Raw genomic sequence first — 16849 nt, forward strand, 5'->3', positions numbered from 1 at the left:
TGCAATAAGCTGAAAATCCCGATCGTTGCAAAGGCTGATTAGCGCTCGCGTGCGATCACGAACGCGCGATTTCGCGTGATCGCACGACATAATTTTCCCGAACGTCACAAGTAGTCGTGCGCCGCAGCATTTGTGGTGCAGCGCGAAGATTGCCTTTGTTTTCTGAGGATTTTTTGGTCAGAGACGTTGTCCTAATTTGCCACATGCGCACCGGCGTCGCAGTTCGTGTTGCGGACACTGGGAAAAAATGTCTACATGCCGACCGTTCACGAGGACCTACCGGTTCTACACGGTTCCGTGAAGAAACCCGCGAAGTTGAGATTAAGACGGGAAAAAATCCCGCAAAATCCTCAGCTTCGAGGCGGAAAAACCGGAAGGTTCTCGGGATCGACTTGCAAGCGTGGCAAGACTTTTCTCAAAATGGAGGAAGCGCAATGCGCAAAAGTGCATTCGCATGTGGGTTACTAGCGACAGTCGCGTTTACGGGGCCCACGTGGGCCAACGAATCCGCGATCAAAGCCGCTAGCGATCCGAATAACTGGGCAATCCAGTCCGGCGACTATGCCGGTACCCGTTACTCGACACTCGACCAGATCACGACCGAAAACGTCGGCCAGCTCAAAGTGGCTTGGACGTTCTCGACCGGCGTTCTTCGTGGTCACGAAGGTGGCCCGCTGGTTATCGGCGACACCATGTGGCTTCACTCGGCGTTCCCGAACATCGTGTTCGCTCTGAACCTCGCCGATGAACAGAAGATCATCTGGAAGTATGAACCGAAGCAGGACCCGTCGGTCATTCCGGTGATGTGCTGCGATACGGTCAACCGCGGCCTCGCTTATGCCGACGGCAAGATCTTCCTTCACCAGGCTGACACTTCGCTCGTAGCTCTCGATGCGAAGACCGGCAAGGAACTCTGGAAGGTCGTCGACGGCGACCCGAAGAAGGGCGAGACCGGAACTCAGGCTCCGATGGTCGTCAAGGACAAGGTCGTTATCGGTATCTCGGGCGCTGAATTCGGCGTTCGCTGCCACATGACGGCTTACGACATCAACAGCGGCAAGAAGGTCTGGCGCGCCTACTCGATGGGCCCGGATTCGGACATTCTCGTCGACCCCGAGAAGACCATGATGCTCGGCAAGCCGGTCGGCAAGGACTCGTCCTTGAAGACCTGGAATGGCGATCAGTGGAAGATCGGTGGCGGTTCGACCTGGGGCTACATGGCCTACGATCCGGACCTCAACCTGATGTACTACGGCACCGGCAACCCCTCGACCTGGAACCCTTCTCAGCGTGCGGGACCGGATGGCAAGCCGATCGATCAGCTCTACTCGATGACGATGTTCGCTCGTGACGTCGACACTGGTGTTGCCAAGTGGGCATACCAGATGACGCCGTTCGACGAGTGGGACTATGACGGCATCAACGAGCCGATCCTGGCCGAGCTCGACTTCGACGGCACGAAGCGCGCGATCGCAACGCACTTCGACCGTAACGGCTTCGGCTACACCTGGGATCGCGCTACGGGCGAGCTTCTAGTCGCTGAGAAGTATGACCCGGCCGTGAACTGGGCTACTGGCGTTGACATGGACAAGTCCAGCAAGAACTATGGACGTCCGATCCGCGTCGCCAAGTACTCGACGTTCAAGGACGGCAAGGGCGCCGACGTCAACACGAAGGGCGTCTGCCCTGCGGCTCTCGGCTCCAAGGACCAGCAGCCGGCTTCGTTCTCGAAGCTGACCGGCTTGTTCTATGTCCCGACGAACCACGTGTGCATGGACTACGAACCCTTCAAGGTTTCGTACACGGCTGGTCAGCCCTACGTGGGCGCCACGCTCTCCATGTTCCCGGCTCCGGACAGCCATGGCGGCATGGGTAACTTCATTGCCTGGGATGGCGTGAAGGGCAAGATCGTCTGGTCGAAGCCTGAGCAGTTCTCGGTCTGGTCGGGTGCTCTCACCACGGCTGGCGGCGTTGCCTTCTACGGCACGCTCGAGGGCTACTTCAAAGCCGTCGATCAGAAGGATGGCAAGGAACTGTTCAAGTTCAAGACGCCGTCGGGCATCATCGGCAACGCTATGACTTACTCGCATGGCGGTAAGCAGTACGTCGCCGTGTTCTCGGGCGTTGGTGGCTGGGCCGGTATCGGTCTTGCTGCTGGCTTGACGAACCCGACCGATGGTCTGGGTGCTGTCGGTGGCTACGCTGGCCTCAAGCAGTACACCAACCTTGGTGGCTCACTCACCGTCTTCGCTCTCCCATAGGAGTGAAGGTCACGATTTGGGGGTCGGCGCAGGTTAACCTGCGCCGGCTCCTTTTTACGTTTTATGGCCGTCGGTCGATGCGATTTCGAAAGTTTTGCCCAAATGGGCAAAATCAAGAGACCTCCCGGGAAATCTGCTAGGAATTCTCCCGCTGCTGCGCCCTCATGTACCGGATAAACAAGCAAATGGGGTATTGAGCGCGGCGCGTAAGTTCCATACCAAAACAAAGAAGGTGGGATACAACGAACCCATCCGGCGTTTAGATAAGACACAACGACAAGAGGAAACTCGTGGGAAAGTTCAGTAAAAAAATCGCGGTGGCAGTCATGTCCTGCGCCGCCCTAATGACGACGGTCTCCATTCCCGTGATTGCTGAGGACGCTGCACCAACCGATATCAAGGATCGCACTTCTCCACCCGATCCGGTTTCGGAACTCGCGAAGCAGGACGGTTACAAGTTCGAGGACGGCCGCTATCGCAATAAAGACGGCGACCCGCAGCCGGTCGCGACCAAGGACTACATGGTCGACTGGGGCACATGGAACGGTTTCCGCCGCTATCATGACGCCTGCCACGTCTGCCACGGTCCGAATGCGTTGGGCAGCACGTTCGCGCCGGCATTGGCCGACTCGCTGAAGACGATGGACTACAGCACGTTCGTCGGCATCGTCTCGGCCGGCAAGAAAGAGGATAGAGGAGGCACGATGTTCGTCATGCCGTCGTTCGGCGAAGACAAGAACATCATGTGCTACCTCGACGACATCTACACGTACATCAAAGCTCGTTCGCTCGGCATCATGCCTCCGGGCCGTCCCAACGGACGCGAAGATATTTCGGACGAAGCGAAAAAAGCAGCTGATGAGTGCACTGGCTGAGGGACTGTAATTTCCCAAGCTCACTAAAGTTTGATGCGTCTTGCGCTCTCGGCGTTGCGGAAGACACCCAATATCCGTTCGACAGATTTACTGTGGGGGCAGGTCGTGATCCGGCTTGCCCCTTTTCGTAACGGATCGTTCGAACCACGTCGCAAAATAAAAAAGGGTCACCGCTGTGAGGAAGCAAGCTATCGCAAACACGCTATCGCCCGTGCCTGTCCTGGCATTCGCTCTCGCTGGAGTCATCTCAGCGTTGGCGTTTACGAATTCGGCACACGCTGCCGACGTGCCGCGCGCCGATCTGGTCAACCGCAAGGAACTCAGAGTCTGTGCCGATCCTTCTGATCTGCCGTTCTCCAATCAGAAAGGCGAGGGGTTCGAAAACAAGATCGCCGACATCATCGCCGATGAGTTGAAGATTCCCGTCGCCTACACATGGTACCCGAAGTCGCTCGGTTTCATCCGCATGACACTGGCGGCGAAACGCTGCGACCTCGTGATCGGATGGGGGCAGGGCGACGATATCGTGCTCAACACCAACGCCATCTATCGATCGACATCGGTTCTTCTCTACAAGAAGGGCACGGGCCTCGACGGACTCGAAACGTTCGCTGATCCACGTCTCAAGGGTAAGCGGATCGGCGTCGAACAGGGGACGCCGGGCGGCAATGTCGTGGCGGCCAACGGTCTGATGAGCAATGTCCGCGGATACCGGATGAACGTCGACCGGCGATACTTCAATCCGGCGGAAGAAATGATCAACGACATCCGCAAGGGCGATGTCGATGCCGGTGTTCTTTGGGGGCCGATCGGCGCCTATTGGGCGACGCGCGGCGGCGAGCCGCTGGTTGTCGTGCCACTTCTGAAAGAAAAAGTCGGCGGCAAGATCTCGTTCCGCATCACGATGGGCGTGCGCAACGGCGACGATGCGTGGAAGCGTCAGCTCAACGAAATCATTCGCAAGCGCCAGGGCGACATCGACAAGGTGCTGCTCGACTACGGCGTGCCGCTTCTCGTCGACGACGATACGTCGATGGAGATGGTGACGAAGCCGCGGACGACCGCAGCAGCGGGAGGGTCGGCCGCGCCTGCGGCAACGGCAGCAACGCCGGAGCAGCCCGCAGCCGCTGCTCCCTGATTTTTGCGACTTCCTGATTTAGTGGGCGAGCGCACGTCGTTGTGCGCTCGCCCTTATAGCTTCCGCGCAATCTCAAAAAATGCCAGAAAGCTCCGGGGTTGATGTGCCGGAAGCCTGCAATGAAATCATCACGACGGATGCGATTGCGATACGGTGTCCTGGGCATCTTCGGCGTCGCCAGCGCTCTGTTCGCAGCGGCCGCGACGGCGTCATCGCCTTCAGGCACAGTAGGCGACGCTGACGTCGCCATCACATCGCCCACGCCTTCGACGCCGCGCACGCCGCCTCCGGAACCCGACGCCTATCGAACCGACGATTATCGCTCTCCGGTGCCGCTGACGCTGAAGGGCGCAACCATCCTGTCCAACCGCGATGCGACGGAACTCTGGCAAGCGAAGAGCGCCGTCTTTATCGACGTCTATCCACATCCGCCGAAACCGCCGAATTTGCCGGCCGGGACGCTGTGGCGCGAGACGACGCATCAATCCATCGAGAACGCCGTCTGGCTTCCAAACGTGGGTTACGGGGTGCTGTCGGAAGCGAACGATAGCTACTTTCGGCGCAGCCTCGCTGAACTGAGCGGCGGCGACACATCGAAACGGCTCGTCTTCTTCTGCCTCAGGGACTGCTGGATGAGCTGGAACGCCGCGAAGCGTGCCTTGACCTACGGCTATCGTAACGTCGACTGGTATCGCGACGGCTCGGACGGCTGGCAGGAGGAGGGCGGGTTGCTGGAAGAGGTTCATCCGCGGCCCTAGCCGTCAGCGCATGCCAGGGTTGCTCAATCGCGGATTATGCGGGCTCGTGCATTGACGCGCCCCGCTTATCAGCCTTCTTTGCGAAGCGCCTCACATACCTCGGCAATTCACGACCCCTGAAACTGCGAGTTTGCCTGAATTAAGCCCGGCTTATTGCTTCACGGTTCGCCCGGATTCGTGCACCCGCCGATCCTGTAGTATTCCGCGTACTGCAAATGACTTCAGAAATCCCTGGCCCAGAAGATGAGGAACGAGCGTGACTCTCCATGAACTCGCGATTCTGCTCGCTGCCCTGGCACTCGCTGCACCGCTCGCGCGCTGGCTCGGAATAGCAGCCGTCCTTGGTTATCTGGTCGCCGGCGTGATGCTCGGGCCTTTTGGAGCCGGTGCCCTTTTTTCCGAGCAGGACGCAGAGCAGGTTCTGCATTTTGCCGAGTTCGGCGTCGTGCTTCTGCTGTTCCTGATCGGGCTTGAACTCAGGCCGAAGCGTTTATGGGCGATGCGCCAGGCTGTGTTCGGTCTCGGATCGGCGCAGGTCGTACTGACGGCGATCGCGCTCGGTTTCATCGGCATGCTGTTCTTCGACACGCAATGGCAGCCGGCGCTGTTTGCTGGCGCAGCCCTGGCGTTGTCGTCGACGGCGTTCGCGCTGCAGGTGATGGAGGAGAACGGAGAACTCCAGACGCGTCATGGCCGTCTCGGATTTTCCGTGCTGCTGTTCCAGGACATCGCGGCAATTCCCTTGATCGCACTCGCGCCTTACTTCGCCGTGAGCGCCATGCAGCAAGCTCCGCACATCGATTATCTGACGTTCGCGAAAGGCTTGGCGACGATCGCAGCTGTCGTCTTCGTCGGCCGCTACGCGCTCGATTTCTTGCTGCGCCTCGTCGCGCTTTCGAAGGTCAAGGAAGCCATGACGGCGGCGGCGCTGCTGACGGTCGTCGGCGTGACGCTGATCATGGAGGCCGTCGGGCTTTCCGCATCGCTCGGCGCGTTCATCGCGGGCGCGCTGCTGGCCGAGAGCAGCTATCGTCACGAACTCGAAGCCGACATCGCGCCGTTCGAAGGATTGCTGCTGGGCATATTCTTCACCGCGATCGGCATGTCGCTAAACCTGAAATTGCTCGTCTCGGAGCCGGTGCTGATCGCGCTGCTGACTGTCTCCCTGATCGCCGTAAAATCGGTCATTCTCTTCGGCCTCGGCCGCTGGCAGGGGCTCGAAGCCGGGCCTGCGCGGCGCTTGGCCTTCGCCCTGTCGCAAGGCGGAGAATTCGCGTTCGTGCTGCTGTCGGTCGGTCGCGCAGCAGGCGTGCTCGGCACGCGCCCGTCTGAGATCCTGGCGGTCGTCGTGACGCTGTCGATGGCGATGACGCCGCTGCTGCTGATGCTCGAGCGCGTGCTGTTCAAGAAGCAGGCGCCGCAGCGTGCATTCGATCCGATCCCAGAGAACGATGGGCACGTCGTCATCGCGGGCTTCGGCCGCTTCGGTCAGATCACGGCGCGCGTGTTGCGTGCCAAGGGCATTCCGTTCACCGCGCTCGATATCAGCGCCGAGCAGATCGAGTTCGTCAAACGCTTCGGCAACAAGGCGTTCTTCGGAGACGTCAGCCGTCCGGAAGTTCTCGAAGCGGCGCAGATCGGAAAGGCGCGGGCGTTTGTCCTCGCAATCGACGACGTCGAAGCTTCGATGCGCGCGGCGGAAATCGTCAAGACGCGGTATCCGCATGTGCCGGTCTATGCGCGCGCCCGCGATCGTATGCATGCGATGCGATTGCTGGATCTCGGCGTAGCGGAACTGCGTCGCGAAACGTTCCTGGCCTCTCTCGACCTCACGCGCCTGCTATTGCTTGGGCTCGGTTATTCGCAGCGGGTCGCGGAACGCACCGTCAATACCTTCCGGGATCACGACGAGCGACGCCTGAACGAGGACTACAAGCACACCTCGGACGCCGACAAGCTGATCGAACGCGCGCGCTCGTCCCAAGCGATGCTCGAAAAGCTGTTCCAGGAGGATGAGGTCGAAGAGGCCGCGCTTGCCCGTTCCGAGGCGACGCCCCGCGAGGCAAAGGCTAAATCACGGGCCGGCGCGGCGTGACACTTGGTCATTGGTTGTCAAGTGCTCGAAAAGCCAGCCCTAATTCCCTTGACAGGGGTTAACCGCGGTAGACGGCCCCCCGTTCGCCCGGTAAATGTCCGTCAAAGTTTCATGACGGTGCGCGAGGCGCCACAAGACGGGATCGACCAATAAATGACCAAAGCCCAGACGAAGGCGGTGACGTCGCCGGCCCCTAGCGTTCGCGATATGGCCAACGCCATCCGCGCGCTCGCCATGGATGCTGTTCAGGCCGCGAATTCCGGGCATCCGGGTATGCCGATGGGCATGGCCGACGTTGCGACCGTTCTGTTCACCGAGGCGCTAAAGTTCGATCCGGCGGTTCCGGGCTGGGCCAATCGCGACCGTTTCGTTCTTTCCGCCGGCCACGGCTCGATGCTGCTCTATGCGCTGCTGCATCTGACTGGCTATCCCGGCATGACGATCGAGGAGTTGAAGAACTTCCGGCAGTTCGGCTCCAAGACGGCCGGACATCCGGAATATGGCCATGCCCCCGGCATCGAGACGACCACCGGTCCGCTGGGGCAGGGCCTCGCCAACGCCGTCGGCATCGCGCTGTCGGAGCGTTTGCTTGCGGCGCGCGTCGGCAACGATCTCATCGACTACCATACTTACGTGATCGCCGGTGACGGCTGCCTCATGGAAGGCATCAGTCAGGAAGCGATCTCGCTCGCGGGGCATCTGAAGCTCGGCAAGCTGATCGTTCTCTGGGACGACAACTCGATTTCGATCGACGGCGCGACGAGCCTTGCCGTCTCCGACAACGAGCTTGAACGCTTCGCGGCGTCGGGCTGGAACACCGCACGCGTCGACGGTCATGATCCGGCGGCGATCGCAGCCGCGATCAAGGCGGCGAAGGGCGATAGCTCGCGTCCGTGGCTGATCGCATGCAAAACCGTCATCGGTTACGGCGCGCCGAACAAGGCCGGCAAATCCTCCGCACACGGCGAACCGCTCGGCGGCGAGGAAATCAAGGCAACGCGCGAGCGTCTCGATTGGCCGTATCAGCCGTTCGACGTGCCCGATCACATCCTGTCGGCATGGCGTGCAGTCGGAAGCCGCGGCGCGAAAACATATGCCGATTGGGCGAAGCGTCTTTCGGGCGCCAACGCCGAAGCAAAGGCACTGATCAGCGGGCGAAAGCTCGACACGGCGCTTGCGTCCGCGATTGCGGCTGCGAAGACTGCATTCGCCGCCGACGCAACCAAGCGTGCAACGCGTGTCTGGTCGCAATTGACGCTGGAACATTTGGTTCCGGCGCTGCCTGAACTCGTCGGCGGCTCCGCCGATCTCACCGGATCGAACCTCACCAAGACGAAGGCTCAAGTCTCGATCACGCCCGAGAACTTTGCGGGCAATTACGTCCACTACGGCGTGCGCGAGCACGGCATGGCGGCGGCCATGAACGGCATCGCGCTGTCGGGCTCTTTCATTCCGTATGGCGGCACGTTCCTCGTCTTCACCGACTATTGCCGCCCCTCGATCCGCCTGTCGGCATTGATGGAGCAGCGCGTCGTCTACGTCATGACGCACGATTCCATCGGGCTCGGCGAAGATGGTCCGACGCATCAGCCGGTCGAGCACCTGAGCGCGTTGCGCGCCATTCCGAACCTCAACGTCTTCCGCCCCGCAGACGGCATCGAAACGGCCGAGTGCTGGGAGCTTGCGATCGCGGCGAAGAAGACGCCTTCGATCCTGGCGCTGTCGCGGCAGGCCGTTCCGAACCTGCGGAGCGACGGGCCGGAGAACCAGAGCGCGAAAGGCGCTTACGTCGTCAAGGCGTCCGAAGGCGCGCGAGACGTGACGCTGATCGCAACGGGATCGGAAGTCGGCGTTGCGATCGAGGCGGCGGCGGCGCTCGCGAAGAACGGAGTTTCGGCTGCGGTGGTCTCGATGCCGTCGTTCGAATTGTTCCGCGCGCAGCCTGAGAGCTATCGCAACAGCGTGCTCGGAGAAGCACCGCGCGTCGCCATCGAAGCGGGCGTTGCGCAGTCCTGGTACGAGTGGCTGAGACCTTCGGACAAGTTCGTCGGAATGCCGGGATTCGGTGCGTCGGCTCCGGCTGCGAAGCTGTTCCAGCATTTCGGCATCACCGCCGCGCACGTTGCCGACATCGCGCAGGCGCTCGCCAAAAAAGCGAACTAGGTGCGGCGCGTGACGCGCGCTGCTGCTCAAAGGTACCGGTACAAGGCATGAATCTGGACAAGCTGAAGACTACGGACGGCATCGACGTCGCGGGAAAGCGCGTGATCGTGCGCGCCGATCTCAACGTGCCGATCAAGAACGGCAAGGTGACCGATGCGACGCGTCTCGAACGCGTGGTTCCGGGCCTCAAGGCGTTGAGCGATCGCGGCGCGAAGGTCATCGTGATCTCGCATTTCGGACGGCCCAAGGGCGTTGATCCGGAGCTGTCGCTTCGTCCCGTCGCGCAGACGCTGCAGGACCTGCTCGGGCGGCCCGTGAAATTCGGCGAGGATTCCATTGGCGCGGCCGCCGAAGCGGCGGTTCAATCGCTGTCGAATGGCGACATCGCCGTGCTCGAGAACCTTCGCTTTCATAAGGGCGAGGAAAAGAACGATCCTGAATTCGCGAGCGCGCTCGCGAAGCTCGGCGATGTGTTCGTCGGCGATGCGTTCTCGTGCTCTCATCGCGCACACGCCTCGACCGAGGGCATTACACATCATCTTCCGTCCTACGCCGGGCCGCTGCTGATGGAAGAGATCAACGCGCTGCGCACGGCACTCGAAAAACCGCAGCGTCCGACGGCAGCGCTCGTCGGCGGCGCCAAGGTCTCGACGAAAATTCCGGTGCTGACGAACCTTGTCGCGAAGGTCGACAAGTTGATCATCGGCGGAGGTATGGCCAACACATTCCTGCAGGCGGCCGGAACCAACGTCGGCAAATCGCTTGCCGAGCCCGAGTTTGCGGAAACGGCTCGCGAGATTCTCGCGAAGGCCAAGGAGAAGGGCTGCGAGATCGTCCTGCCCGTCGACGCCGTGATCGCGCGCGAGTTCAAGGAAGGCGCGGCAAGCGAGGTCGTTGCAATCGACGATGTGCCGGCGGACGCGATGATTTTGGATGTCGGGCCGAAATCGGTCGCGCATGTAACGGACGTGCTCGCGGGAACGAAGACCTTGCTCTGGAATGGTCCGATGGGAGCGTTCGAGATTTCGCCTTTCGGCGACGGGACGTTTGCCGTTGCACGCGCGGCTGCATCGCTGACGAAGGCTGGCAAACTTGTTTCGGTCGCGGGCGGCGGGGATACCGTCGCGGCGCTGAACGCCGCAAATGTCACGGACGAGTTTACGTACGTCTCCACGGCCGGTGGCGCGTTCCTCGAATGGCTCGAAGGACGAGAGTTGCCAGGTATCGCAGCGCTGGCGCGCTGACCAAAGCAGAGCGAACTGCACGGCGAGGTAGATCGATAGAATGTTTGCAGATGCGCACATCTACATTGGCGTTGCTCTTGCCGGGCTCGCAAGCTTCCTGTCGCCGTGCGTGCTGCCGCTGGTCCCGCCCTATCTCGGATATATCGGCGGCACGACGCTCGATCAGCTGACGGGAGAGGATGAGGTCGACCGCCGCGTGTGGGGCAGGGTCGTCGTATCTTCGATGTTTTTCGTTCTGGGGTTCACGACCGTCTTCGTGGCGCTTGGCGCGGGAGCCAGCACGGTCGGACAGGTGATGCTGTCCTATCGCGCCGAGCTTGGAACGATCGCGGGTATCATCATCCTGCTGTTCGGATTGCATTTCCTCGGTGTGTTCCGAATTCCGTTGCTCTACAGCGAGGCGCGCTATTCGCACGCCGCCGAAGAAGCGAGCTTCATCAGCGCCTACGTCATGGGCCTCGCGTTCGCGTTCGGATGGACACCGTGCATCGGTCCGGTGCTTGCAACGGTGCTGACGCTGGCCGCGAGCGAGACGAGCCTCTGGGCCGGTGTGAAACTGCTGTTCGCCTACTCGCTGGGCCTCGGCGTGCCGTTCGTTCTTGCGGCCATCGCGATCCGGCCGTTCCTCGGCTTCATGAAGCGCTTCAAAAAGCACTTCACGACGCTGGAGAGGATCATGGGTCTGCTGCTGATCGCGATGGGCCTGCTTTTCATCTTCGGCGCGCAGAACTGGTTCAGCCAGTGGATGCTCGAAAACTTCCCGGGCCTCGCCAAGATTGAATCGCTCGTCACACCGGCCGGTCTTGAAGGCCAGATCCTTCAGAAAGGAACGCCCTGAGCGCGGAGCCTACAGCACCGATGGCTCCCACAGCGCCGCCGATCGCGCTTACCATTGCGGGCTCCGATCCGTCGGGCGGCGCGGGCATTCAGGCTGATCTGAAAACCTTCTCGGCGTTCGGCGTTTACGGCGCGTCGGTCATCACCGCACTTACGGCGCAAAATACGACGGGCGTTTCGGGCGTGCTCGGGATTGCGCCCGATTTCATCGCCGCTCAGTTCCGCTCGGTCGCTTCGGACCTTTCTGTTTCAGCAGCCAAGACCGGCATGCTGGGCGATGCGGCAACAGTCGAGATCGTGACGCGGCTGCTTTCCGAAATCCCATCCGTGCCGGTGGTCGTCGATCCGGTGATGGTCGCGACGAGCGGGGACGTTCTGCTCGCGCCAGACGCGATCGATGCCATCCAGCAATTGCTCATTCCGCGAGCGTTCCTGATCACGCCGAACATTCCCGAGGCTGCAAAACTGCTCGGAGGCTCGGACGCCGAAACGGAAGCGGACATGCGCCGCGATGCCGAGAAGCTGATGCAATTCGGATGCGGCGCCGTTCTGCTCAAAGGCGGCCATGCAAGCGGCGCGGAGGCGGTCGACATTCTTTTCGACGGCGCGACGCATCATGTTTTGCGGCGGCCGTGGGTCGAAACGCGCAACACCCACGGCACGGGCTGCACGCTGTCGGCGGCGATCGTCGCCAATCTCGCGCTTGGACGCCGGCTCGAAGAGTGCGTTGCGCGGGCCAAATCGTTCGTCTGGGAGGCGCTCGATGCCGGCCAGCATCGGCGCATCGGCGCAGGCAATGGCCCGGTCGATCATCACTTTGCACTGCGAACGCACCGGCACGATCATTGATCTGCGATGCACTCTGCGCCAGCAATCGTTGCTGCATCGCAGCGGTTGCTGTGGCGTCAAAGCATCGTAGAGACAGACTCGTTTTCGTCATTTGTCGTCAAGACTTGCGATGCCGCCTTCACTTTGGCAGCTTGCGCGCGGCTCCGGCACTTGTGGCCGGAAATTATCTCCGGGGGGAGCGCTAGGCTCGATCCAGAATCTTGGAACGGAGCTTAGCAAAACCGGTCCGCCACTGGCGGGCCGGTTTTTTGTTGCGCTGCTGGCACACGGGCAAACTATCTTGCCAGATTGATTCGCGGCTGTTGGAAAGAGGCCTGCGCGAGTGGCGCGGTTCACGTATTGTGGCAGAATACGGCGGGCGCCTTGAAGCGCGCCTGAGGGGGCCCAATCACGATGCCGATCACGCGCGACATGCGGAAATTTTCCTATGCTGGAAGTTTTGCTCTCCTAGCGCTGGGGTTAGGGGCTTCGGCCGCATCCGCTGGCGGTTTCGATATTCACGAGCAGTCGACCGTGTTCATGGGCTCAGCTTCGGCCGGCTCGGCCGCAGGCGGCAGCCTTGGTTCGATGTTCTGGAACTCGGCGGCGACGGCACAATTCCCGGGGCTCAATTCGGAATCGTCCTACACGCTCGTTCTGCCCTACGGAAATATCGACATCACCGGATCGCCACTTGGTACCGGCAGTAGCGGCAACATCGGCATCGATGCGACCACCAGCTCAAGCTACGGCGCGTATCAGGTCGGGCGCGATCTCTGGGTCGGCATGGCGATCACCTCGCCCTTCGGCTTGGCAACGAAGCCTGAGAATACACTCTATCCCGGCTCATACCTGGGCGTGACCACCAAGCTGCTGACGATCAACGCCAACCCGACGGTCGCCTACCGCATCGCGCCCGGCATCACCGTCGGCGCCGGCGTCCAGATCGAATGGGCGCAAGGCAAACTGCAATTCCGCGATTCCCCAGACACCATCGCACAGTTCGGCGGGACCGACTGGGCATTCGGCGCGACCGCCGGCATTACGCTCGAGCCGACGGCAGGAACGACGATCGGTCTCGGCTATCGCTCGCAGATGACGCACGATCTCGATGGCAAGTTCCATTCCCTCAATACCGGCACGCTGCCCTCCATCGGGACGGTCAACCTGCCGGATATCGTGACGCTGAGCTTGCGGCAGGTCGTGACGCCCACCACCCGCCTGCTTGGCACAGCCCAGTGGTCGAACTGGAGCCGCTTCAAGGATCTTTCGCTTTCGACGCCTTATGGGCCGGGGCCGTCCGTTGCCGCGAACTGGAATGACGGCTGGTTCTTCTCCGTCGGCGGTGAGTACGATTATTCGTCGAGGCTCACGCTGCGCAGCGGTGTTGCCTACGAGATTTCTCCCATTGACGATGCATCGAAGCGGCTGGTTCAGATCCCGGACAACAACCGCGTCTGGCTGAGCATCGGCGCCAGCTATCAATGGAGCGACTCGATCACGCTCGATGCTGCGTACTCGCACATCTTCATCCAGGATGGCGGCATCGATCTTTACACCGCAAGCCCTGCGAACGTTGGGCCGTTTACCGGCAACGTCCAAGCTTCCGTCGATCTGTTTTCGGTCGGTATGCGGACGCGGTGGTAGGCGGCGTTCGTCATTGAATGATGGCAATAAAAAACCGGGCATCGCGCCCGGTTTTTTTATGTGTCGATGGTCGATCCTTTACGCGCCGTCATCAACCTTCAGCTCATGGAGCACGCTTTCGAGGACGCCCTCGAGCTTCGTCGCGGCGGTATCCAGTGCATTGGAGGCGGCGACGGCGCGGTGCGATTGCGCTGCCTGCGACTGGCTCATCGCGTAAAGTTTGCCGGCGTTGCGGGCGATTTCCTCGCAGCCTTTCGGATCGAACGGATTGGCCTGCAGCGACCACGCGATGTCATGAATATCTTCCGCAGCCTTGAGGATGGCGTGGGTCGGCAAGATGCTTTCATCGACCGTCGGCCGGGCCATGAGCCTGGCGCGCGTCTCGGCGAGGTCAGCCTTGACGGTTTCGATTTCGGCTTTCAGCTGACCCAGAAGCGCGGGCGGTTCGCGCAACGAGTTCTGTAGACGCGTGATCGCATCTTCGAGAAGATTGCTGTCGAGACGCCGGGCGCGGCGGCCATGCTCGGCGAGAAACCAGCGGCCGCGCGCGGTTTCGAGAAGCGTCGCTTCGATCGCGCGATATTCGGTTTCAGCGTCCTCGGCAACCGGTAGAGACAAAGACTGCATCGTCGTTTTGTGCTCCGCAAAAAAACACTCAACGCATAAGCGATTCTTGTGCGATGAGCAGACTGTGCCTCCCCCGTTCCTAGGGATAAGCGGCGGCGCACAAGACGCCGTCGTAATTTCGCATCGCCGCTCTATGGTTGAATCGCGTCTGAGTATTTCGGGGATCTCTTGTGTCCGTCATCGAAGATAAAGCCGGCGCCTTCGCACTGCCCGTCGCGCTTTTCTACGGCGCGCTGTTCGTCGTCTACGGCATGTACGTGCCGTTCATGCCGGTCTGGCTCGATTGGAAGGGACTGACAGCGGGCGAGATCAGCGCGGTCATTGCGGCTCCGCTGTTCGTGCGCGTGCTCATCACGCCGGCCGTGGCGGTTGTCGCCGATCGCAGCGGTGTGCGTCGCGGTCATCTGATTGCACTCGCATGGGCGGCACTGGCATTCGTGCTGGTACTGGCCATCGCACCGTCATACTGGGCGATCCTGATTTTCGCGGTCCTGCTGATGGTCAGCAACTCGACGATCATGCCGTTGATCGACACGATCGCGGTGCAGGGCGCGCGTGCGCGCGGGCTCGATTATGGACGGCTCAGGCTCTGGGGATCGCTGAGCTTCGTCGCGGCGAGTTTCGCCGGAGGCGTCGCGATTACCGAGTTCGGAGGCGGGGCAGGGATCTGGCTGATTGCGTTCGGCTGCGCGCTGACGTTGATCGCGGCGTATCAGGTGCCGAGCGTCGGCGGTGCGCCGGGCCCGTCCGCCAACGCTGCGCAACCGTTCTGGAAAATCGCGGAACCGCGCGAACTTCTGGCGCGTCGCGAATTCCGGCTGTTCCTGATTGCGGCGGGCCTCGCGCAGGCTGCGCACGCGACGTTCTTCACGTTCGGCACGATCATCTGGCAGAAACAGGGGCTATCGGCAGCATGGTGCGGGACGCTCTGGGCGATCGGCGTTTTCGCGGAAGTTTTGCTTTTCACGTTTTCGGGGCGCGTCGCGGCAAAGTTCGGCGCAGTCCGACTGATCGCGATTGCGGGGCTCGCATCCATTGTGCGGTGGCTGACGCTGGCCAGCGATCCGTCGCTTGCGATCCTTGTGCCGCTGCAACTCCTGCATGGCGTGACCTACGGCGCGTCGCACATCGGGGCGATGCACTTCATTCACGACGCCGTTCCGCGCGACCGAGCTGCGAGTGCGCAGGCTCTCTATGCGACGGTATCCGCGGGGGTTGCGATGGGCGTCGCAACGCTGATCGCCGGTTATTTCTACGCAGAGGCCGGTCCGCTTTCCTATGTCGCGATGGCGGTCATCGCGGCGGTGTCTCTCGGCGCAGCCGTGCGGCTGATGCAAACGTGGAATGGCGGTGTGCTGATCGTGCGGGAGGCGTCGTAAACGTCAGCCCCAGAGCGACCGCTCGGGCGGCGCAATGCGTCCGTTCTCGATGTGAATTGGCGGATCGCGATCCCGCGCCAGAAGCAGCGGGCCGTCGAGATCGACCCAATCGGCGTTGCGTGCGAGCAGCATCGCAGGCGCGACGGCGAGGGAGGTCGCGACCATCGATCCGATCATCACCTTCAGGCCGAGTTCCTGGGCGGCCTTCTCCAACGCGATGGCACCGGTGAGGCCACCGGCTTTGTCGAGCTTGATGTTGACCGCATCGTAGAGGCCGTTGAGGCGCGCGAGATCGGCAGCCGTGTGCACGCTTTCGTCGGCGCAGATCGGAACGAGGTGCGTGACCGAGGCGAGTGCTTCGTCCGCACCGGCCGGCAGCGGCTGCTCGATGACCTCGACGTTGCATTCGGCGGCGACCGCGAGCAGGCCCGGCAGCAATTCCGGAGTCCAGGCTTCATTGGCATCGACCAGCAGCCGCGCATCGAGCCGCGCCAAACGCACCGCGCGCATGCGGTCGGCATCGCCGGCGCCGCCGAGCTTCAGTTTCAAGATCGGGAGGCTCAGAGCTGCCACGGCCTTTGCCGCCATCGTCTCCGGCGTGTCGAGGCTGATTGTGTAGGCCGTGTCGACCGCTTCGGGCTCGGGCAAGTCTGCGAGCGCTGCGACGGTGCGGCCTGTGCGTTTTGCTTCGAGATCCCAGAACGCGCAATCGAGAGCGTTGAGCGCCGCGCCGGGTTTCAAAACCCGAGCGAGGTCAGCGTGAGCCTTGATGCTCGATGCCGCGTCGTTGATTTGTGCGAGAACGCTTTCCACCGTCTCGCCGTAGCGCGCGTAGGGTACGGCCTCGCCACGGCCCGAGACTTGGCCGTCGCGAACAGTCGCGACGACGACGTGCGCGGATGTTTTTGCGCCGCGCGAAATCGTGAAGGCTTCCTTCAGCGGCCAGACTTCGCTTCGGACTTCAATGGCGAGCGAGGACATCAGCGACAACCGAGGT

General features: G+C 61.7%; 13 protein-coding genes. 11 read left to right on the forward strand and 2 right to left on the reverse strand.

Features of this window, described 5'->3' with window-relative positions; genetic code table 11:
- Window positions 1-434 precede the first annotated feature (434 nt).
- The 10 genes from HDEN_RS07935 (at window position 435) to HDEN_RS07980 (ending at window position 13846) form a co-directional block, all read left to right on the forward strand.
- Complete coding sequence (locus tag HDEN_RS07935; protein ID WP_013215583.1) at window positions 435-2261, forward strand: methanol/ethanol family PQQ-dependent dehydrogenase; 1827 nt, start codon at window positions 435-437, stop codon at window positions 2259-2261.
- A gap of 344 nt (window positions 2262-2605) precedes the next feature.
- Window positions 2606-3136, forward strand: coding sequence for a c-type cytochrome, methanol metabolism-related (locus tag HDEN_RS07940; RefSeq protein WP_245256753.1), 531 nt, complete (start codon window positions 2606-2608; stop codon window positions 3134-3136).
- Between the two features lie 253 nt (window positions 3137-3389).
- A complete protein-coding gene (locus HDEN_RS07945) occupies window positions 3390-4274 on the forward strand; it encodes a substrate-binding domain-containing protein (RefSeq protein WP_245256754.1) in 885 nt (294 codons plus the stop codon).
- 119 nt (window positions 4275-4393) lie between these two features.
- On the forward strand, window positions 4394-5032 hold the full coding sequence (locus HDEN_RS07950; protein ID WP_013215586.1) for a PQQ-dependent catabolism-associated CXXCW motif protein: 639 nt from the start codon (window positions 4394-4396) through the stop codon (window positions 5030-5032).
- A 256-nt stretch (window positions 5033-5288) separates the two neighbouring features.
- Window positions 5289-7127: a monovalent cation:proton antiporter-2 (CPA2) family protein gene (locus HDEN_RS07955; RefSeq protein WP_013215587.1), complete on the forward strand. Its 1839-nt coding sequence runs from the start codon at window positions 5289-5291 to the stop codon at window positions 7125-7127.
- Between the two features lie 153 nt (window positions 7128-7280).
- Window positions 7281-9290: a transketolase gene (gene tkt, locus HDEN_RS07960; protein ID WP_013215588.1), complete on the forward strand. Its 2010-nt coding sequence runs from the start codon at window positions 7281-7283 to the stop codon at window positions 9288-9290.
- A gap of 47 nt (window positions 9291-9337) precedes the next feature.
- A complete protein-coding gene (locus HDEN_RS07965) occupies window positions 9338-10534 on the forward strand; it encodes a phosphoglycerate kinase (protein WP_013215589.1) in 1197 nt (398 codons plus the stop codon).
- A gap of 40 nt (window positions 10535-10574) precedes the next feature.
- Window positions 10575-11372 (forward strand): cytochrome c biogenesis CcdA family protein, encoded by a 798-nt coding sequence (locus HDEN_RS07970; protein ID WP_013215590.1) that lies wholly within the window; start codon window positions 10575-10577, stop codon window positions 11370-11372.
- 20 nt (window positions 11373-11392) lie between these two features.
- Window positions 11393-12220: a bifunctional hydroxymethylpyrimidine kinase/phosphomethylpyrimidine kinase gene (gene thiD, locus HDEN_RS07975; protein ID WP_013215591.1), complete on the forward strand. Its 828-nt coding sequence runs from the start codon at window positions 11393-11395 to the stop codon at window positions 12218-12220.
- Window positions 12221-12613: 393 nt separating this feature from the next.
- Window positions 12614-13846: an OmpP1/FadL family transporter gene (locus HDEN_RS07980; RefSeq protein WP_013215592.1), complete on the forward strand. Its 1233-nt coding sequence runs from the start codon at window positions 12614-12616 to the stop codon at window positions 13844-13846.
- Window positions 13847-13924: 78 nt separating this feature from the next.
- Here the strand turns inward: HDEN_RS07980 and HDEN_RS07985 are convergent, their stop codons facing one another.
- Window positions 13925-14473 carry a hypothetical protein gene (locus HDEN_RS07985; RefSeq protein ID WP_013215593.1) on the reverse strand — a complete coding sequence of 183 codons (549 nt, stop codon included), beginning with the start codon at window positions 14471-14473 and terminating at the stop codon, window positions 13925-13927.
- Between the two features lie 170 nt (window positions 14474-14643).
- Between HDEN_RS07985 and HDEN_RS07990 the strand changes: the two genes are divergently transcribed.
- A complete protein-coding gene (locus tag HDEN_RS07990) occupies window positions 14644-15852 on the forward strand; it encodes an MFS transporter (protein ID WP_013215594.1) in 1209 nt (402 codons plus the stop codon).
- A 3-nt stretch (window positions 15853-15855) separates the two neighbouring features.
- Here HDEN_RS07990 and dgcA read toward each other — a convergent pair whose 3' ends face one another.
- On the reverse strand, window positions 15856-16833 hold the full coding sequence (gene dgcA, locus HDEN_RS07995; RefSeq protein ID WP_013215595.1) for an N-acetyl-D-Glu racemase DgcA: 978 nt from the start codon (window positions 16831-16833) through the stop codon (window positions 15856-15858).
- Window positions 16834-16849 lie beyond the last annotated feature (16 nt).

Origin of the sequence: Hyphomicrobium denitrificans ATCC 51888, from assembly GCF_000143145.1 — a bacterium.
Taxonomy (GTDB): domain Bacteria; phylum Pseudomonadota; class Alphaproteobacteria; order Rhizobiales; family Hyphomicrobiaceae; genus Hyphomicrobium_B; species Hyphomicrobium_B denitrificans.